General features: G+C 63.4%; 22 protein-coding genes. 19 read left to right on the top strand and 3 right to left on the bottom strand.

From position 1 onward, the window contains the following. Nucleotides 1–127: 127 nt before the first annotated feature. From QM470_RS02120 to QM470_RS02065, 12 genes are read left to right on the top strand one after another with little or no spacing between them, the layout of a single operon-like run. Nucleotides 128–1,081: a hypothetical protein gene (locus QM470_RS02120; RefSeq protein ID WP_192333868.1), complete on the top strand. Its 954-nt coding sequence runs from the start codon at nt 128–130 to the stop codon at nt 1,079–1,081. Nucleotides 1,082–1,083: 2 nt separating this feature from the next. Next, on the top strand, nt 1,084–2,025 hold the full coding sequence (locus QM470_RS02115) for a DUF5309 domain-containing protein (RefSeq protein WP_066532923.1): 942 nt from the start codon (nt 1,084–1,086) through the stop codon (nt 2,023–2,025). 45 nt (nt 2,026–2,070) lie between these two features. Next, nucleotides 2,071–2,388 (top strand): hypothetical protein, encoded by a 318-nt coding sequence (locus QM470_RS02110; RefSeq protein ID WP_127446224.1) that lies wholly within the window; start codon nt 2,071–2,073, stop codon nt 2,386–2,388. After that, nucleotides 2,385–3,014, top strand: coding sequence for a phage adaptor protein (locus QM470_RS02105; protein WP_283337967.1), 630 nt, complete (start codon nt 2,385–2,387; stop codon nt 3,012–3,014). The genes QM470_RS02110 and QM470_RS02105 overlap by 4 nt, the downstream gene beginning before the upstream one ends. After that, on the top strand, nt 3,011–4,462 hold the full coding sequence (locus QM470_RS02100; RefSeq protein WP_280011070.1) for a hypothetical protein: 1,452 nt from the start codon (nt 3,011–3,013) through the stop codon (nt 4,460–4,462). Before QM470_RS02105 ends, QM470_RS02100 begins: the two co-directional genes overlap by 4 nt. Then, nucleotides 4,459–4,767, top strand: a complete 309-nt coding sequence (locus QM470_RS02095) for a hypothetical protein (RefSeq protein WP_127446223.1) — start codon at nt 4,459–4,461, stop codon at nt 4,765–4,767. The genes QM470_RS02100 and QM470_RS02095 overlap by 4 nt, the downstream gene beginning before the upstream one ends. A gap of 7 nt (nt 4,768–4,774) precedes the next feature. Beyond that, nucleotides 4,775–5,188 (top strand): hypothetical protein, encoded by a 414-nt coding sequence (locus QM470_RS02090; RefSeq protein ID WP_066532915.1) that lies wholly within the window; start codon nt 4,775–4,777, stop codon nt 5,186–5,188. Then, nucleotides 5,185–5,958, top strand: coding sequence for a hypothetical protein (locus QM470_RS02085; protein ID WP_272972132.1), 774 nt, complete (start codon nt 5,185–5,187; stop codon nt 5,956–5,958). The genes QM470_RS02090 and QM470_RS02085 overlap by 4 nt, the downstream gene beginning before the upstream one ends. A 14-nt stretch (nt 5,959–5,972) precedes the next feature. Beyond that, nucleotides 5,973–6,587: a hypothetical protein gene (locus tag QM470_RS02080; RefSeq protein WP_283337966.1), complete on the top strand. Its 615-nt coding sequence runs from the start codon at nt 5,973–5,975 to the stop codon at nt 6,585–6,587. A 3-nt stretch (nt 6,588–6,590) separates the two neighbouring features. Next, nucleotides 6,591–7,265 (top strand): hypothetical protein, encoded by a 675-nt coding sequence (locus QM470_RS02075; protein WP_283337965.1) that lies wholly within the window; start codon nt 6,591–6,593, stop codon nt 7,263–7,265. Between the two features lie 30 nt (nt 7,266–7,295). Then, the gene (locus QM470_RS02070; protein ID WP_283337964.1) at nt 7,296–7,973 is read left to right on the top strand and encodes a hypothetical protein; all 678 of its coding nucleotides are present in this window, start codon (nt 7,296–7,298) and stop codon (nt 7,971–7,973) included. Nucleotide 7,974: 1 nt separating this feature from the next. Continuing rightward, entirely contained in the window at nt 7,975–9,630 is a 1,656-nt protein-coding gene (locus QM470_RS02065; protein ID WP_283337963.1) for a hypothetical protein, read from the top strand. A 312-nt stretch (nt 9,631–9,942) separates the two neighbouring features. On the opposite strand, the gene QM470_RS02060 is transcribed toward QM470_RS02065, so the two are convergent. After that, nucleotides 9,943–10,218: a DUF4349 domain-containing protein gene (locus QM470_RS02060; RefSeq protein WP_218568114.1), complete on the bottom strand. Its 276-nt coding sequence runs from the start codon at nt 10,216–10,218 to the stop codon at nt 9,943–9,945. Further along, entirely contained in the window at nt 10,181–10,777 is a 597-nt protein-coding gene (locus QM470_RS02055) for a hypothetical protein (RefSeq protein ID WP_283337962.1), read from the bottom strand. Before QM470_RS02055 ends, QM470_RS02060 begins: the two co-directional genes overlap by 38 nt. Nucleotides 10,778–10,852: 75 nt before the next feature. Here QM470_RS02055 and QM470_RS02050 point away from each other — a divergent pair, with 75 nt between their 5' ends. From QM470_RS02050 to QM470_RS02025, 6 genes are read left to right on the top strand one after another with little or no spacing between them, the layout of a single operon-like run. After that, nucleotides 10,853–11,671: a hypothetical protein gene (locus QM470_RS02050; RefSeq protein ID WP_283337961.1), complete on the top strand. Its 819-nt coding sequence runs from the start codon at nt 10,853–10,855 to the stop codon at nt 11,669–11,671. Between the two features lie 10 nt (nt 11,672–11,681). After that, on the top strand, nt 11,682–13,646 hold the full coding sequence (locus QM470_RS02045; RefSeq protein WP_283337960.1) for a hypothetical protein: 1,965 nt from the start codon (nt 11,682–11,684) through the stop codon (nt 13,644–13,646). Then, a complete protein-coding gene (locus tag QM470_RS02040; RefSeq protein ID WP_283337959.1) occupies nt 13,643–14,062 on the top strand; it encodes a hypothetical protein in 420 nt (139 codons plus the stop codon). The genes QM470_RS02045 and QM470_RS02040 overlap by 4 nt, the downstream gene beginning before the upstream one ends. A 58-nt stretch (nt 14,063–14,120) precedes the next feature. Continuing rightward, entirely contained in the window at nt 14,121–14,417 is a 297-nt protein-coding gene (locus tag QM470_RS02035; RefSeq protein ID WP_283337958.1) for a hypothetical protein, read from the top strand. Further along, nucleotides 14,414–14,884, top strand: a complete 471-nt coding sequence (locus tag QM470_RS02030) for a lysozyme (RefSeq protein ID WP_283337957.1) — start codon at nt 14,414–14,416, stop codon at nt 14,882–14,884. Before QM470_RS02035 ends, QM470_RS02030 begins: the two co-directional genes overlap by 4 nt. A gap of 17 nt (nt 14,885–14,901) precedes the next feature. Next, on the top strand, nt 14,902–15,396 hold the full coding sequence (locus QM470_RS02025) for a hypothetical protein (protein WP_283337956.1): 495 nt from the start codon (nt 14,902–14,904) through the stop codon (nt 15,394–15,396). Nucleotides 15,397–15,550: 154 nt separating this feature from the next. Here QM470_RS02025 and QM470_RS02020 read toward each other — a convergent pair whose 3' ends face one another. Next, nucleotides 15,551–15,934, bottom strand: a complete 384-nt coding sequence (locus QM470_RS02020) for an NUDIX hydrolase (protein ID WP_283337955.1) — start codon at nt 15,932–15,934, stop codon at nt 15,551–15,553. Nucleotides 15,935–16,427: 493 nt separating this feature from the next. On the opposite strand from QM470_RS02020, the gene QM470_RS02015 reads away from it, so the two are divergent. Beyond that, nucleotides 16,428–17,345: a pseudouridine synthase gene (locus tag QM470_RS02015; protein ID WP_283338200.1), complete on the top strand. Its 918-nt coding sequence runs from the start codon at nt 16,428–16,430 to the stop codon at nt 17,343–17,345. Nucleotides 17,346–17,410: the final 65 nt, after the last annotated feature.

Below are 17,410 nucleotides of genomic sequence, written 5' to 3'. Positions count from 1 at the left end.
CAACCCGCCCGGGCACGGTATGCCCGACCGACCAGTCTAGGAACAACCCAGCGAGGGGCTGCATGCGACGGCATGCGGCCCCTTTTTGCGTGGACTCACACCTGGCCGGAACCACACAGCAACAACCATGGACGACGATCACATCACGACCGTAGACGATCTGGCGGCGGCGCTGGATGCCGGCGAGGGACAAGCCCCGGAAGCCCCCGATGCCGAGCTGCAGGCAGCCGCTTACCAGAACGAAGGCGATCCCCTGGCGTATGCCGAGCTGGAGGCCGAACAGGCCGATGGCGACGCGGACGCCGCCACACAGGACGCTGGACAAGCTGCACAAGCCCCAGACGATGACCTGGTGGTGCGGTGGAGCGCCCCCGACGGTAGCGCCATCGAGGCCCCGATTGCCGAGCTCAAGGCCGGCTACCTGCGCCATGCGGACTACACGCAGAAGGCGCAGCAGCTGGGCGAGGAGCGCCGGCAGGCGGCCGAGCAGGTGTCCCAGCAGTTTCAGCAGGCGCAGCAGCTCACGCGTGAACACGCGTGGCTGATGCAAATGGCGGAGCAGCTGGAGCTGTACCAGAAGGCCGACTGGGATGCGCTGTACCAGCGCGACCCGACGGAGGCCAGCCGCCTGCAGGCCCAGTGGCGCCAGACTGAGGCCCAGGCCACGCAACTGGCCCACAGCCTGCAGGCGGCGGTGCAGCAGCAGGAGCAGATGGCGGTGCAGCGGCACGAGCATGCATCGCAGCAGGCCCTGGTGGCCTTGCAGGCGGCGGTGCCCGGCTTTGGCCGGGACCACCTGATGGCCATGCGCCACACCGGCCTGGCCCACGGGTTCACCGAGGCCGAGCTGTCCCAGGTGTCCGATGCACGCACCCTCAAGGTACTGCTTGAGGCAGCCCAGTGGCGCGCGCTGCAGGCGCGCAGGCCCGGCGTCCAGCAACAAGTGCGGGCAGCACCACCTAAGGCTTCCAAGCCTGGTGCTGCCGGCGTTCCTCCCTCCAAGATCGACGCGGCCTGGAAGCAGCTCAATGCCCGCCGCGACGTGAATTCATTGGCCGCCTTGCTGGCGGCGCAGGAGTAAATATGGCTCAACAAACGAATACCTTTGCCACTTTCAATGCCGTGGGCAACCGCGAGGAACTGGCGGATGCGATCTACCGCATCTCGCCCGAAGAGACGCCTTTTGTGTCGTCCATCGGCAAGGACAAGTGCAGCTCGGTCAGCCCGGAGTGGCAGACCGATGCGCTGTCTGCCGCCGTGAACAACAAGGTGGAGCAGGGCAACAACGCTGCGGTGAAGGCGATCACGCCTTCGGTGCGCGTGGGCAACCGCACCCAGATCTCTGAAAAGACCTTCGGCGTGACGGGCACCCAGGAGGTGGTGGACAAGGCCGGCCGCAAGTCCGAGAAGGCCTACCAGGAGGCCAAGAAGATCCTGGAGCTCAAGCGCGACATCGAGTTCGCCGCCATCAACAACGGCACGGCGGTGGCCGCCGCCGAAGGTGTGGCGCCCCAGGCGCGCGGCCTGTCGGGCTGGCTCAAGACCAACAGCCTGCAGGGTGCGACCGGCGTGGCGCCGGACCCCATTGCCAACACCGCGCCCACGGACGGCACGCTGCGCACCTTCACCGAGGCGCTGCTGAAGCAGGCCATGCAAAAGGCCTGGGAAGAGGGCGGCAACCCCAGCCTGCTGTTTGTGCCTTCGGCGCTGCGGGCCACGGTGTCGGCCTTCACCGGCGCGGCCACCAAGTTCGAGAAGGTGGAGAGCAAGACCACCACGGCGACGGTGGAGGTGTATGTGGGCGACTTCGGCCGCCTGAAGATTGTGAACAGCCGCTACAACCGCGCACGCGATGTGTTCGGGATCGAGCCGGAACGCTTCAAGCTGCTGCGCCTGCGCGGGGTGAAGACCACGCCACTGGCCAAGACCGGCGATGCCGAGAACTACATGGTCAACACCGAATGGACGCTCAAGTGCGAGCAGGAAGCGGCGAACTTTGCGCTGCGCGACCTGCAGGCCACCTGAGCGCCGTCAACTTTTACACACCGCCCTTCGGGGCGGTTTTTGTTTATGCATTCTCGAATTCTTCAGGCCGCAGCGGGTTCGCGCACGGTGCTGCACTGCCATGGCGACGGCTCCGCCACCCTGCAGAAGGTGGACGACGTGAGCGATGCCGTGGAGCGCGCCCAGGCGCTGGATCGCCAGGGCGCGCACACCACGGGCATGGGGGACAAGCATGCGGCGTCCATCCCGATTCCGGTGCTGACGCAGTGGGCGGCGCAGCGCGGCAAGACCTTTGCCGACTGCATGCAGGATGACGCACTGCTCAAGCAGTTTCTGCAGGACCCGGACAACCGGGTGTTCCGGATCTGGAAGGGGGCGCTATGACGCTGGTGGTTCCTGTAGCGGCTTCGCCCAGTGCGGCGGCGGTCGCCAACTTTGCGGGCTTGTCTGCCTCGGTGGCGCGCTGGCTCAACCGCACGGACCTGGGGGGCGTGATTCCGGACTTTGTGCGCATGGCGGAGGCCGAGTTCTCCCGTGACACACGGCTGCGCTCGTCGTTCCAGCTGGTGGACACCAGCGGCTACACGCCGGCCGGGGAGATTCCGCTGCCGGTGGACATGCTGGAACTGCGCGAGCTGAGCGCGGGCGGAACGGTGCTGCGCGAGCTGCCCTACGAGGACTGGCGCCAGCGCAGCGACGGTCCGTACTTTGCCCGGGTGGGTGAGGTGGCGCACCTCACCGGCAAGCCGGCCACGGCCTATGGCCTGAAGTACCTGCAGAAGCTGCCGGCGCTGGTGTTCCAGTCCGACAGCAACTGGCTGCTGCGCGAGCACTACGACGTGTACCTGTGGAAGTGCTGCGAGATGGGCAGCGCCTGGATGCGCGACCCCGAGGCGGTGGCCAGCTACAGCGCCAAGTACGAGGGGGCCGTGCAGCAGCTGCTGTCGGCCAACAACGCGCACCGCTGGGCCGGTGCATCAGTGGCCGTGATGGCCCCGGGGGTGGTATGAACAAAGTGCTGGGTTTTGCCCCGGATGCCGATCCGACCACGCCGGGCCTGCTGCTGGATTGCGAGAACCTGCTGCCGTCCGAGCTGGGCATGCGGCCCGGGCCGGCTGTGGCGCCGGTGGGCGTGGCCGCGCTGACCGAGGATGTGCGCGGCGCGCTGGCGGCCATTGACCTGAGCGGCAACCGCCTGGCCATCTGCGGCACGACGCAACGGCTGTACAGCCTGGCGGGCAGTGCCTGGGCCGATGTGTCTGGCGACGGTGCACCGTTTGCGCTGGGCCAGGACGAGCGCTGGAGCCTGGCGCAGTTTGCCAACAGCACGGTGGCGAGCTGCCGGTCCATGGGCATGCGCATGGCCACCGGCGGGCCGTTTGCGCCCATTGCGGGCGCGCCCAAGGCCAAGATTCTGGCCAGCCTGAAGGGCTTTGTGATGGCCTTCAACACCCAGGATGCCACCTACGGCGACAGCCCGGACCGGTGGTGGTGTTCGGCTTCGCTGAACGCGCAGGACTGGGTGCCCAATGTGGCCACCCTGTGCACCACGGGGCGCCTGGTGGAGTCCGGCGGCGAGATCACGGCCGCGCACCGGCTGGGCGACGACATCATTGTCTACAAGCGCCGCAGCACGTTCGTGGGGCGCTTCACCGGGCCGGCCGAGGTGTGGAATTTCACCCAGGTGGACTCGGACGTGGGCTGCGTGGGCATGGATGCCGTGTGCGACACCGGCAAGGCGCATTACTTCATTGGGGACGATGACCTGTATGTGTTTGATGGCGTGCAGGTGCAGCCGATTGGCCGGGGCATGTTGCGCGACTGGTTTGTGGAGGTGCGCGACCCCAAGCAGATGCACAAGTCGCAGGCGTTCTGGGACAAGCAGAACCAGCTGGCCTGGTTCTTTTTCCCCTCGGTCAAAGGCGGGGGGGAGCTGGATTACGGCCTGGTCTACCACCCGGGCACCAACAAATGGGGGCGTGCCAACCACGCCATCCGCGCGCTGGTGCGGTATGCATCGCCGGCGGCCACCTACGACGGGGGATCGGAGCTGGTGACCACCTACGACAGCGGCCCGGCGATCGACTTTGACAGCCCGTTCTGGGTGGAAGCCCAGGAGCTGATGGCGGGGTTTGACACCCGCAACCGGCTGGTGACGTTTGCCGGTGCGCCGGACGCCAGCAGCCTGACCACCGGCGATGTGGGCGATGACGACCAGATGACCCTGTGCGACCGGCTGGTGCTGCGCTTCAAGAAGGCGCCGGCAGCGGCGGCGGCGACCGGGTTCACCAAGGACGACGGCGGCCAGGAGGCGCGGCAGGCGTCGGCGGCGATCCGTGACGATGCGGCCTTCGACTTGCGCCAGCGCGGGCGCTGGCATGCGTTCCGGGTGGACTGCCAGGGCGACTATGCGCTGATCGGCTTTGCGCCACGGCTCAAACCAGCGGGGTTCCGATGAGATTGCAGACCGATAACTACCGTTTTGGCAGCGATCTGCCGGCCCTGGTGAAAACGCTGGCGCAGATTTTTCCGCGCTTTGCGGTGCAGCTGAACCACCTGTCGGAAGGGCGCATCTGCGGCAGCCACAACGCGGCCGAGGCGCCGCCGGCCGCCGGGCTGTACCAGGCGGGCGACTACCTGCGCAACAGCGCGCCGGCGGTGCAGGGGGCGGCCGGCGGGCGCTATGTGACCAAGGGTTGGATCTGTGTGCACAGCGGCGAACCCGGGACCTGGGTGGAAGACCGCGGCCTGACCGGGGAGTGAGGGGCACATGAACTACCAACTGCACATTGTGCCGGCGGCCTTTGTGGGCCGGGCCTGGGCCGATGGTGCCCACCAGCTGGGGCGGGCCTGCGCTACATCGGGCGGGGAGATCACGGGCGAGCAGCTGAAGCTGCTGCTGTCACGCGGCGAGCGCGACCTGATCCGCATTGACCTGGACGGCCAGGCCGTGGGCTGGGCCGTGACCCGCATTGACCAGCTGCCCAACGTGCGCGCGCTGCATGTGTGCGAGCTGTACGCACCGGGCGGCCACTGGCTGGCCTGCAGCGCGCAACTGGCCGCCATGGCGCGAGCCAACGGCTGCACGGAGCTGCGCTGCAGCGCCGGGCCCGCCCAACAACGCCTGTACCAGCGGCATCTGCCCTGGGAACCGATTTACACAACCATGAGGATGCCTTTATGAACCCGTTTCATGAGAAAGCCCGTGCCCAGGGCCGGCTGCGGCCAGCCAAGGGGGGCGGCGGCAGCAGCACATCGAACTCCAGCATTCAGTACCCCGACGAGATCAAGCCCCTGCTGTCCAACGTGGCGCAGCTGAGCACGGACATCTACAACAAGGGCTGGCAGGGCTATGACGGCCAGCGCTACAGCGAGCTGAACGACACCCAGCAGCAGGCGCTGCAAGGCATGCAGGAGCGCGCGGGCGGCGGATCGGAGCTGTGGAAGCAGGCCCAGTCCGGCCTGCAGCAGATGATGGGCGACCAGCAGAACCCGTACCTGGACCAGCAGGTGGCCAATGCGCAGAAAAGCGTGGTGGACAGCTACAACCTGACAGCCAAGCCGCAGATGGAGTCGGCCATGGTGGGGTCGGGATCGTTCGGCAATTCGGGCCTGCAGCAGATGCAGCAGCAAAGCCAGAGCCAGCTGCAGCAGAACCTGGGCAATGTGGCGAGCGAGATGTATGGCAACGCCTACAACACCAACCAGTCCAACAAGCTGGCGGCGTTAGGCATGGCGCAGGGCTTTGCCAACCAGGACTACACCGACCTGAACCAGATGCTGAACGCCGGCAATGCCTACCAGGACCAGGCGCAGAACAACGCCGACTTCAACTACGAGCAGTGGCAGCAGCAGCAGGATGACCCCTACAAGAAGCTGCAGGCCATGACGGGGGTGATGAGCGGCACCGCGGGCAGCAGCACCACCACCAAGCAAAGCGGCGGGGGCAAGTGATGTTCTGGATACCGATGGCAATCGGGGCCGTGGCCGGGGCCCTGTCGAACAAGGACAACCCCCTGAAAGGCGCTGCGATTGGCGGCACCCTGGGGGCGGTCACCGGCGGTCTGGGCGGGGCGGCGGCTGGCGGCCTGGGTGGCGCCAGTGCCAGTACGGCCATCACCAGCGCGGCAGCGCCGACGGTGGCTGGCACCACGACGGTCAGCGGCGCGATATCGGGTGCGGCTGCGGGGTCGGGTTCCGGCCTGGGGCTGTCCATGGCGGGGGCCGGGTCTTCCAACCTGGCTGCCATGGGCGGTGGGCAGGGTCTGCTGGCCAGCCAGGGGCTGGCGGCATCCGGCATGGGGGGCGGGCAGGGCCTGCTGGCCGGTGGTGTGGGCGCGGGCTACGCCAGCGGGGCGGGGAGCGGCTTGCTGTCCGCATCGAACCTGAGAACGGCGAACGACCTGGCCATGCTGGCGCAGACAACCGGGGTGCTGGGCAGCAACCCGGCGCCGCCCCAGGCCCAGTCTGCCGGCATTCCTGCGCGGCACGCGGATTTCTCCGGCCTGCTGGCAGCGGGCAAGGGCCAGCAACGGTCCGGCGCGGAACGGCTGATCGCGCAGCGCGCGGCACGAAGGGGGTAAGGCATGGGGATTCTGGATTTTGAACTGTTCAACGCGGGGCACATGGCCCAGCAGGCCTTGAAGAACCCGGACCAGATGCTGCTGGGCGCAGCCGACCCGTTGGGCGCCAAGGTCTGGAGCGGCATCACGGGCAAGGACTACGAGCCCATCGTGAACCAGTGGGGCGGCGCTTCGGACGGCGCCTACGAGGCTGCGGAGGCCAAAGGCATCAACACCGGATCGGCCAGGGGCGCCCACCAGGTGGCACAGACCATTGCGGGCATTTTTGCCGGCGGTGCGCTGGGCGGGGCCATGGGCGGCGGCGCAGGGGCCACGTCCGGCGGAACGGCTGCTTCTGGCGCGGGCGGGCTGGCCGTGGATGCGGGCTACCTGGGGGGCGCCAGCAGCATGGGCAGCATGCCGGCAGGGCTGTCGGTGGGGGCAGGGTATTCCGGCGCGGCGGCTGGCGGTGGCAGCGGCGGGCTGCTGCCATCGTCCAACCTCAAGTCTGCGAACGACCTAGCCAGCCTGGCGGCCAGAACCGGGGTGCTGGGCAGCAACCCGGCGCCGCCCCAGGCCCAGTCTGCCGGCATTCCTGCGCGGCAGGCGGATTTCACGGGCCTGCTGTCGGCAGGCCGCACCAATCAACTTTCCGGCGCTGAAAAGCTGATGGCACAGCGCGCGGCACGACGGGGGTAAGCAATGGACAACCAAGCAAGCTACGAGGCCATGCAACAGGCCTGGGGGCAACAAGAACCGAGTGGCCTGATGGGGCTGCTGAATTCACCCATGGGCCAGGCCCTGCTGGGAGCGGGCCTGGGCGCGCTGTCCAGTTCGGGCTCCACGGCGCAGGCCATTGGCCGCGGCGGGCTGCTGGGCCTGTCTGCCTTTTCGCAGGCCCAGGACAAGCAGGAAAACCGGCTGCTGCAGATGGCCCAGGCCAAGATGCGGGATGAGGCGTTGGCGAGCCTGAGTCCCCGCGAGGGGGGCGGCTACACGGGAGATATCTCGAAGCTGCTGAGGTATATGACGCCCGACCAAGTGCAGTCCACCTTCAACCTGGGCCGCAACAAGCACCGCCAAATGCAGGAGGTGACCAACGCCGATGGTTCCAAGAGCATCTATGCGATCGACGACTACGGCGATACCCGGGATACGGGGCTGAAGCAGGCGCCGGAGATCACGAAGCAGGACCTGGGTGGCCGGGTGGTGGGCTTGAATGCATACACGGGCCAGCAGGTGTGGGGCGCTGACAAGACGCTACCTCGACCCCAATCACTGCCGCAACCGCAACCGCAACCGCAACCGCAGCCGCAGCCGCAGCCGCAATTTCAGCAGCGCGGGCTGTCGTTCCCGCAGCTCCGCCCCACCGCCAGCTCCGGCTGGAATATTCAGAAAGTGAATTGAGATGGCAACCTTACGCATGACAGTGCCGGAGGGCGCGGCCCCGGAGGGTATTACACAAGAAGAGCTGCGTGACTATCTCAAGGCCAGTTACGCCCAGGCAGGCCCGCCGACTTTACGCATTGCAGCACCAGATGGCGCGGACTATGACGTGCTGGCCCCCTACGCTGTTACAGAAGATTTGCGTTCCTACTTGAAGACCCCCAGCGTCAAGGCAGGCCAGTCGGCTGCGCCTCAGCGTCTTGCGCCGGGAACTGGCCATGAAATCGGCCTTCTGACGCGCCGTGGTGTCGAGGCGGCCGGCGGTGCGATGGATGCGCCGGCCGACCCATTTCGCCGCTCGGGGCCGTGGACCGCAGGCCGCCAAACCCCTTCTGTCGTGGCACGCAACTTCGCAGACGACGTTGGTGTGCCTCAATCAGAGAGTACGCGACTTGCGCAGCCAGTACAGACAACGCCCGCGCCGCAGCGTTCCGTATGGGATTCGTTGGGCAGACAAGCCAGTTTGTTCGCCAGACATGCAATTGTGGGGCCAGCGCAGACCGTGGAGTTGTTTACATCGCCAGTCCGTTTGGCACTCCAGCTCGCAGGCCTCCAGACTACTCCTGAATCTGTTATGGCGGCCCAACTTGCCGACCGGCTTGGGCTTGCCAAGCCTGAGACGAGGATGGAGCGCCTCACTGGCGATGTCGTAGGGGCTGTCATTGGTGGCGGTGTGCAGACGGCTGCGGCTCGAAAGCTGCTGCAGTTTGCTAAGGACCCGATTGTCAACGCTGCGGTTCGCCACTTTGCAGACGAACCTGCAATGCAACTAGTAGGTGCAGCAGGGGACGGCTTTGCCACTGGTATTGCGCGGGAAGTGGGCGCGACTGACTTGGGCCAGAAGATATCGGGTTTTCTTGGGGGGGCAGTGGCGAGCTCTGGAGCCAAGGCGGCCATAGGTGCTGCCGGCAAAGCCTTTGAGCGTGTAGCACAACGCCATCGAGGGGGTGCGCCGGTGATGACGTCACCACATGGTGATACCCCGGAGATCCCCACGCAAGTTGCAAGCGCAAAGACACTGACCAAGGATGGCGAGCGCAGCAGTGCAATGGCTAATCCGCGCGTCGTAGATGTGAGGGATGCCAACCACAGGCAAGTGACACCGAGGCTGGAAGGCCTGGAGGTTCGCACCGAAGGCGATGTGGTGGCCGCAGGACGCGAGCTGGCCCACGAGGCTACACGCAAGCGCGGTGGATTGCACAGCGCCGATGCACTCGATAGATCTCCTTCGCAGGCGCTGAATTCGGCTGTCAGCCGTGTGGGTCTGGAAAAAAGGGGATCGTCTTTTTCGCCTGAGGATATCCAGCTGTTGGAGAGAATTGGAGGGGTTGCCAGCCACCCCGCTGCTCTGCCAGCTAAAACGGCCGTCGCTGGGAATAACTACCCTCTTGAGGCAGTCGATTTAATCAAGGGCGCCACCCATAATAAGAGCGGGTTCAAGATTCCAGAGAGGAATGTCTGGTTCACCAATGATGCCCAGAAAGCCCGGAAGGGACTGCTGTCACAGCAGGTATTGGAGGAGGTATTACTCTCCAATACCCCCAAAGGAGAATTTATGGGAGGGCTGCTTACGAGTCCGAAATATACAGGTCGTTCCCAGAGCGGCAGGAATCAGTAAAAAGACGAGGCGCTTAGACCTGATTGCAGGCTCAGACGATGGCTTCAGCTATCAGGCCAGGGAGCGCAGAAGTGGCGTTGCAAATAACGGAGGAAACTGTCTTGTCGCGCCTTTGTGGCCGTATTGACGCGATTTCCTCTGTGAGCACCGTGGCCCAAAACCGGCTGGAGCAGGTTTTTTAGGCCGCGGTGTTGGTTGTTTTAAGCAATATGGGCGGCAGGCGGATGTTGTTTGGATATACCGCCTGCTTTGCCGGGCCAGGTGCATTGGTTCAACGCCGCCGGGCCTGGGTTGGTACGGCGGCTTGAACCGTTATTCGCCTTCGCGAGGCCAGGGCTTGTAGGCAAAGATCCAGAGGGAAATCCAGTTCACGCCCGGGATCAACGCCAGCACGGCCAGCCATTTCGAATGGCCGGTTCTTGTCAGGATTCGTGCAATGGGCCATGCCACTGCAAGCCAGACAACGAGCCCGAATATGAACATAGTGAACCAGTGCCAGATGCTGAAGCTTCCCATTGCAGTGTTCTCCCTTGAGGTGGTGTTTGTATCGTTATCGTAACAAATTCCGACGATAAAGGCTTTTCTCATGGCAGCGAGCGTCAAGGACGGGTGGGCCGCCGGTACGGGCCCAGGCTGCGCGAAGCCACCGGGGCGGGGTGCATGGGTGGCGTGTCCGTCGGAGCATCAGGGGCCAATATTGCAGCACGATCAAGAAAATTATGCTCAGGACCGCCATGGCAATGATAGAGACATGGGTGGAGGGAGCGAATCCTGATTGGGCCAGCCACCTGCTGATGAATTGGGTGAAGGTTTCAAGGCTGAGTTGGCGCAAGGTATCCGGAATTCCGGCGATGGCTTGAATGAACTGATGGAATAAGTGGGGAATCTTGCCGACGGACTGAATGAACTGATGGAATAAGTCGGTAATCTTGTCGATGGACCGGATGGTCAGATCAGAAATTTTGGCTATGAGGCGGGGAAAGTCACTTCGAAGGCCTGTGGGTCTGATAACCCATCTGAAAAAAAGAAAAAACCCACTGATCAAAAGGCCAATTCCAAGAGCATAGTAGATAAATACAGCTGCGAACATCAGAAGCAGATCGGAGCCTTTGTCCACGATGTAAAAGAATTTTCTCCAGCCCTTCATGCTTCTTCCTTGAACCGCCTGTAGCGGGTTTTTATTCAACAGCCTCCCTTGTGGAGGCTTTTTTATGGGCAATCCATGCCAGTACCCAACAGCATAGACGAGCTTTCGCCGAATTCGGCGGAGAACTATCCCGCCGGCACGGAGCCGGTTTTTCCGAACCTGGACAACTACATCCGGTTCCACGCGGCCTGTATTGCCCAGTTGCGCGATGAGGTGGCCGCCGCTGGCATGCCCCTTGGCGGATCGATGTGGTGGGGCGGGGCGCGTTCCAGGATCAAAGCCAATTTCAAGCCGGAGGATGGGGATCTGCTGCTGCGCGCGGATTACCCGGCGCTGTGGCAGTTTGTGTCGACCGGTGGCTATCCGCTGGTGGCGGAAGCGGACTGGTGGGCGGACAAGGCCAAGCGTGCCAGCTTTTCCAGTGGAGACGGGGCCACCACCTTCCGCCTGCCGGACAACAACGGCAAGCAGAAGGACAGTTTTGGCGCTGCCGTCAAACGCGGTGACGGGGCTTTGTCTGCGGGTGCGCCGGGGCTGATCCAGGACAGCCAGAACAAGGAGCACGACCACGCGGCAGCCGCCACCCAGGCGGGTGCGCATTCGCACACCGTCAGTGGCAGCACCGGTCAGGCCGGAAGCCACAACCACGGCTATACCGGCAACGAGGGGCAGGGCAACCCGGACGGGGCCACCGACACCTATGGCGCCATTGGCACCAACCGCAGCTATGTGCGCTATTCCAAGCTGCAGGACGCAGGCGCGCATGCGCACGACGTGAGCGGTACGGCGGCGGCAGCGGGATCGCACACGCACGAGGTGTCGGTGACCAAGCAGGGCGGCACCGAAGCGCGCGGTATTGCTACCACCGGCTGCCATGTGATGCGCGTGAAATAAGGAAGGGCAGATGCAAAAGTACAAATCCAATATCACCAGCACCACGGGCGCGGCGATCCGCAATGTGCCCGTGACGGTGCTGAACGAGGCCGGTGAGCTGGCCAGCCTGTTTCTGGACCGCGCCGGTGCCATTGCCGCGCCGAATCCGCTGGCCACCGACAGCTCGGGCAACTTCTATTTCTACGCGGTGAACGGGCGCTATAGCCTGCGCACCACGGTGGAGGGGGTCACGATCACCGATGACGATGTGGTGCTGCTGCAGGACCCCGTGGAGATCACGGTGGCAGGCCCCATTGCCGAGGCGATTGCCGCGGCCCAGGCGGCAGCCCGGCAGGCGCAGGATGTGGTGGATTCGTCCGGTATCCCGGACATGGTTGCGGCAGCACAGAACGCGGTGATCGATTCCAACCAGGCGCTGCAGGAGGCACGCGGCGCTTCGCTGGCATCCGCAGAGGCCAAGCAGGCGGCAGAGAGTGCCAAGAGCGCCGCAGAACTGGCCAAAGGCGATGCGCAAGCCGCATCGTCTACGGCGAATGCTGCGGCACAGAGTGCTGCGCAGTCGGCAGCCTCCATCGACCCGACCGCTATCTACCAAGCTATTGGGAAAAAAGTTGATGCCCAGCCCAACGCGGGGCTGATGACGGACGTGGAGCGGCAGAAGCTTGGGGGGATCGTCGGGGGTGCTACCAAGGTCGAATCTCGCGTAATCGACTGCATTGATTTAAAAGATTTCTTTACGCAATGTCTTGCTTTGGGCTCTGGCTTCTACCGTGCAAACGAAGGGGCCATGCCAGAAGAACTGCGCTATGCCCACGGGTATTTTAGTTATTCGAATACGGGGACATGGTCGTTTACTGCAAATGCCTATTCATCGGCAAAACCCATGTTTTACGCCGGTTTGACCGCAGACATTGCGGCCGGAACGTGGAAGCAATACACCCCGATGGCCCGCGCAAACCATACGGGCGTGCAAGCTATTTCCACGGTGGACGGGCTGCAAACATGGATGAACGCCCCATCCATAAATAGCTTGAATAGTGGCCCACTTGCGGGGCGCCGTAACAAAATTCACAATGGAACTATGCGGGTGAATCAGCGCGGCCTTACTGCTGTGAATCCCGGCCCTGCTGGGCCTGACCGTTGGGGCTATGCTGGGGCGCATGACGGCGCACTAGCTATTAGCGTTATTAATGTAGCAGCCGATCTAGCATCGTCCGGCATTGTAACGGCAATGCGGGCCACCGTTAATACTGCCGACACAAGTATCGGTGCGTCACAGGCGGCATTCCTAACGCATCGCATTGAAGGTTACGACATATCCGCGTTGATAGGTAATGCTTGGACTTTTTCCTGCTGGGTGCGGACTAGCTTTGCCGGAACCTATTGCCTGTCTTTTGTAAATGGTGGCGGTGACCGTTCGTGGGTAACCGCAATTGGTCTATTGGCAAACACTTGGACTAAAGTAAAGGTTACACTACCCGGTGGACTACCAACTGCGGGAACATGGAACTATACCAATGGTGTTGGTATGTCCATATCCTGGGGGCTTGCAGTTGGTACGGCACTACAAACTGATACATCAAACGCGTGGGTTACTGGCAATGTTATTGCTACTGCGGCTCAAGTTAATTTTTTGGGTGCCACTGCACGGACTTTTGATTTAACAGGCGTGCAACTTGAGTTAGGCTCTGTGGCTACGCCGTACGAACAAATCTCGTACGCCGAAGAACTAGCTATATGCAAACGGTATTATTTGAATTTCAGTAATACCATGACTCTAGTTACTTCATCCGCTGCAAATGCTAATCAGAAAATATTTCCTGTGGAGATGCGTCAGCTTCCAACTGTAAATCAGAGCACGCCATCCGGCACAGGGGCGCTATGGGTTGCAACAAGTAGCCGAACATTTGCGCAAGGGGGTAGCCATAGCATAGACGCGGGTACAGCCGTTCTTGAATTCAATGCAGAACTATGAAATACACATACACAATTCTTCCTTGCACGTTTAACGGCTTAACCTATATAAAGAGGGTTGAAGCTGGTAGCCAAATTGAAACGGTTATACCGTCCGACCCTACTAATAAAGACTATATTGAATATATAGCTTGGCTGTCTGCGGGTAACACCCCGGAACCAGCAGAGGTGCAAGTAACGTACACCCGCTACACCGGAAAAGCCAAATTCGATTTGTTCACGCCTGAAGAACAGCGCGCGATAGCTGGCGCGGCTATGACGGACGTGGAGGTGAAACTGTTTTACGACCGTTTCACCATCGCGGACTACATCACATACGGCGACCCCGAGATGGTGCGGGGCCTGGAATTCATGGAGCAGCGCGGATTTCTGACGCCGGAACGTCACACTGCAGTCATTGCTGAAATGACACGCTGAACAGCACGCAAACCACAGAACCCGCTTCGGCGGGTTTTTTTACGCCCGGGGAGGGGTGATGGACGACTTTGGAAACGAACTGCCGGCGCTGACTAGGCAGCAGATCAATCAGCGTTTTGACACGGGGAGCGAGCGTATGGCGGCCATCGAGAGTGAATTGAGCAAGACACGCCAGGAACTGGGTGAGCTCAAGCAGCAACTGGCTGATCTGCTGGAGTTTTTCACTGCCATGAAAGGTGCATTCAAGGTACTGAACTGGCTGGGCAAGCTGGCACGGCCTGCGGCGACCATCGTGGGTCTAGGGGTGGCTCTTGCCGCAGCCTGGAATGCAGTCCGGGGGATCTATCCGAAATGAATTACAAGCAAAAACTGATCGCGGCCATTGGCGCTGCTGCTGCCGCAGTGGTGGTGCCCTTTGTGGCCACGCATGAGGGCACGGTGCTGCGCTCCTACCGTGACCCCATCGGCATCGTGACTGCGTGCACCGGCCACACAGGCCCGGAGCTGCGCATGGGGCAGACCTTCACGCGTGAGCAGTGCGAAGCCATGCTGTACCAGGACCTGGCCCAACATGCCGATGCCCTGGGCTGTATCCGCCAGCGGCTGACCGATGGCCAGCGCGCAGCCTTCCTGTCGTTCGCCTTCAATGTGGGGGAGGGGGCTTTCTGCGGTTCCACCCTGGTGCGCAAGGCCAATGCCGGGGATATGGGGGGCGCCTGTGCGGAGCTGAGCCGCTGGACCTATGCCGGCGGCAAGCAACTGCCCGGCCTGGTGCGCCGCCGGGCGGCTGAGCGCCAGCTCTGCGAAGGGGGCATTGCATGACGGGCCGGGGCAAAACCATGCAGGCCGCCTTGGCGCTGGCCGGGGCCTTTGCTGCGGGCTGGACCGCCCAGGGCTGGCGGGCGGATGCTGCCGCGGCCCGGGTGCAGGCCGTGCAGTCAGAAAAGGACGTGGCGCAGGCGCAGCAGTCGCAGGCGGCCACGGAAAACAAAGCGGGAGCGCTGCTGCAGCATGCCCACGACCAACAGGACAACATCCATGACTACACGCACAAACTGGCGCAGTTGGAGGCTGGCCGCGCTGCTGACACTGCCCGCATTGCAAGCCTGCAGCACGCCGTCAGCGCTGCTGCCACCCGCAGCGCACAGCTTGCCGGTAACGCCGCTGCCTGCCGAGATCTCGCAGATCAGCACCAGCGACTCGCAGCCCTGGCTGGAGAAGGCGGCGCTGTGGTTGCAGGCCTTGCAAGCCTGGTCCGCCAACGGGATGCCGAATTAGGGCTGCTGGCGGGGCAGATCAGTGTTGACAGAGGGTTGATTGGGCAACTGCCATAGCGAGGCGCCTTTGCCAATAGCTCTCGGTGATGTTGCTGTGTTGTCTGGCTGTGTTGCTCGTGCTGTCATGCGCCGTAGCGCAACGGCCAAGCGCAGGTCGACTGTGGCACTCCCTCACTGGGTATCTGTGGGTGGCCCGCTGGAACTATTGGCGTCACCGGTGCAGTTTGCTGGCGATGTATTGCAGCGCCCTTTGGTACACACCATGCCATTGCGCGGTGGGCCGCTGCGACAGCGGATGCCAGAAGAACCGGAAGTCGTGGCCGCCATCGTCCCCGGTGCGGTGGGTCCAGGAGTCGAGCGGGCTGTGCACCTCGCACAGATGAAATGCCCAGATCTGATCGGCATGGCCGGATGCCCACAGGCCCAGATCTGCTGTGATTCGGGAGGTATGCAGCCCGCTTTCTTCGCGCAACTCACGCAGGGCTGCCGCTGCGGAGGTCTCGCCCGGCTCGATGGTGCCTTTGACCAGTTGCAGGCCTGCCAGGGGGTGCTCAAAAGCCAGGATTTCGATGGGGCCCTGGCCGCGGATGACCACCGGGCATGCCTTGCCGGGTGGCGATGAAGTGACGGATTGCATGGCGGCGATTTTCATCCAGGGCAAGGCTTCGACGGAGAGCGGCGCACACGACCCGGCGCACTGCGGTGTGCGGCCGGGATAGGGTTTGAGGTCGGTCGCAGGCCGTGAACCTGGTGCGACAGGGAAGGGCAACGACGTATCGAGGGCGGTGTCAGCGGCGCTGCATGTGGATGCATGCCGGTTGCATATAGCACTAGCCTTGCAGGGGTGGCAGCCCCTGCAAGGCTATGCATCTGGATGCCTCGTGCGCAACGGCTACCTGCTATCTGTAGCCTGCTGCCTGCGCGGGTAAAATGGCCACTCATTTTGCGCAGACCCGCGCAGCGTCCCCGGTGTGCTGTGGTTGCATCCTGCAGCCCGCCACACATAACAAGCACTGCAGCTGACACGCTGTGGCGCTTTTTTCATTTTCCCCTGTGTGAATGGATGGGCGCTGTGTGCGCGCATGGCCATGTACAACACCCACGATCCCCGAGTTCTTCCTGTGCGCGCTGGCATCAAGCCCAGCTGTGTGGTGCTGCCTTCGCGCGGGGATGGCGTGGTGCTGGAGTATCTGGAGCAGCGCCTGCCGGCGGTGGCGCGTGCGGACTGGTTGCGGCGTATGGCGCAGGGCGAGGTGGTGAGCGAGTTCGGGCAGCGGATCGATGCCCGAACGCCTTTTCTGCCGGGTGTGCGCATCTACTACTACCGCGAAGTGGACACCGAGCCGCAGGTGCCGTTCGAGGCGCAGGTGCTGTACCAGGATGCGCACATCGTGGTGGCGGACAAGCCGCATTTTCTGCCGGTGATGCCGGGCGGGCACTATCTGCAGAACACCTTGCTGGTGCGCCTGAAGCGGGAGCTGAATCTGCCCGATCTGTCGCCGGTGCACCGCATCGACCGGGACACTGCGGGTTTGGTGCTTTTTTCCGTGCAGCGCGCGGACCGGGGCGCCTACCAGGCGCTGTTTCGCGACCGGTTGGTGCACAAGACCTATGAGGCCGTGGCGCCCTGGCGCAGCGAGGTGACCTTCCCGCGCGAGCATGCCAGCCGCATGGTGGAGAGCGGGGATTTCATCCGCATGCACGAGGTGCCGGGGGAGGCCAACAGCCGCACGCAGATGGAACTGCTGGAGTGCCATGGCGCCTGGGCGCGCTACCGCCTGTCTCCCATCAGCGGCAAGCGCCACCAGCTGCGCGTGCACATGGCGGCATTGGGGCTGGGGCTGTGGGGGGATGCGCTGTACCCCGTGGTGAACGATGCCGAGCCGGGGGACTTCTCCCGGCCGTTGCAGTTGCTGGCGCGCAGCCTGGAGTTTGTGGATCCGGTCACCGGGGAGCCGCGCCGCTTTGAAAGCCGGCGCAGCCTGCGGCCCCTGCCGGATGCGTGAGGCCGCAAGAAAAAATCACGCCGGCGCGTTCTGGCCGCGTTGCCCATGCCTATAATCCGCAGCGC

The organism is Comamonas sp. 17RB (genome assembly GCF_030056555.1).
GTDB classification, from domain to species: Bacteria; Pseudomonadota; Gammaproteobacteria; order Burkholderiales; family Burkholderiaceae_C; genus Comamonas; species Comamonas terrigena.
Note: the sequence above shows the minus strand (reverse complement) of the source record. Positions and strands in the feature narration are given on the sequence as shown.

Excerpts from the sequence above, each read along its gene's own strand:
- QM470_RS02105 (WP_283337967.1), top strand. The coding sequence starts at position 2,385 with ATGACGCTGGTGGTTCCTGTAGCGGCTTCGCCCAGTGCGGCGGCGGTC.
- QM470_RS02065 (WP_283337963.1), top strand. The coding sequence starts at position 7,975 with ATGGCAACCTTACGCATGACAGTGCCGGAGGGCGCGGCCCCGGAGGGT.
- QM470_RS02055 (WP_283337962.1), bottom strand. The coding sequence starts at position 10,777 with ATGAAGGGCTGGAGAAAATTCTTTTACATCGTGGACAAAGGCTCCGAT.
- QM470_RS02025 (WP_283337956.1), top strand. The coding sequence starts at position 14,902 with ATGCAGGCCGCCTTGGCGCTGGCCGGGGCCTTTGCTGCGGGCTGGACC.
- QM470_RS02110 (WP_127446224.1), top strand. The coding sequence starts at position 2,071 with ATGCATTCTCGAATTCTTCAGGCCGCAGCGGGTTCGCGCACGGTGCTG.
- QM470_RS02075 (WP_283337965.1), top strand. The coding sequence starts at position 6,591 with ATGGGGATTCTGGATTTTGAACTGTTCAACGCGGGGCACATGGCCCAG.
- QM470_RS02050 (WP_283337961.1), top strand. The coding sequence starts at position 10,853 with ATGCCAGTACCCAACAGCATAGACGAGCTTTCGCCGAATTCGGCGGAG.
- QM470_RS02080 (WP_283337966.1), top strand. The coding sequence starts at position 5,973 with ATGGCAATCGGGGCCGTGGCCGGGGCCCTGTCGAACAAGGACAACCCC.
- QM470_RS02015 (WP_283338200.1), top strand. The coding sequence starts at position 16,428 with ATGTACAACACCCACGATCCCCGAGTTCTTCCTGTGCGCGCTGGCATC.
- QM470_RS02045 (WP_283337960.1), top strand. The coding sequence starts at position 11,682 with ATGCAAAAGTACAAATCCAATATCACCAGCACCACGGGCGCGGCGATC.
- QM470_RS02120 (WP_192333868.1), top strand. The coding sequence starts at position 128 with ATGGACGACGATCACATCACGACCGTAGACGATCTGGCGGCGGCGCTG.
- QM470_RS02070 (WP_283337964.1), top strand. The coding sequence starts at position 7,296 with ATGCAACAGGCCTGGGGGCAACAAGAACCGAGTGGCCTGATGGGGCTG.
- QM470_RS02085 (WP_272972132.1), top strand. The coding sequence starts at position 5,185 with ATGAACCCGTTTCATGAGAAAGCCCGTGCCCAGGGCCGGCTGCGGCCA.
- QM470_RS02060 (WP_218568114.1), bottom strand. The coding sequence starts at position 10,218 with ATGAGAAAAGCCTTTATCGTCGGAATTTGTTACGATAACGATACAAAC.
- QM470_RS02115 (WP_066532923.1), top strand. The coding sequence starts at position 1,084 with ATGGCTCAACAAACGAATACCTTTGCCACTTTCAATGCCGTGGGCAAC.
- QM470_RS02035 (WP_283337958.1), top strand. The coding sequence starts at position 14,121 with ATGGACGACTTTGGAAACGAACTGCCGGCGCTGACTAGGCAGCAGATC.
- QM470_RS02090 (WP_066532915.1), top strand. The coding sequence starts at position 4,775 with ATGAACTACCAACTGCACATTGTGCCGGCGGCCTTTGTGGGCCGGGCC.
- QM470_RS02030 (WP_283337957.1), top strand. The coding sequence starts at position 14,414 with ATGAATTACAAGCAAAAACTGATCGCGGCCATTGGCGCTGCTGCTGCC.
- QM470_RS02100 (WP_280011070.1), top strand. The coding sequence starts at position 3,011 with ATGAACAAAGTGCTGGGTTTTGCCCCGGATGCCGATCCGACCACGCCG.
- QM470_RS02040 (WP_283337959.1), top strand. The coding sequence starts at position 13,643 with ATGAAATACACATACACAATTCTTCCTTGCACGTTTAACGGCTTAACC.
- QM470_RS02095 (WP_127446223.1), top strand. The coding sequence starts at position 4,459 with ATGAGATTGCAGACCGATAACTACCGTTTTGGCAGCGATCTGCCGGCC.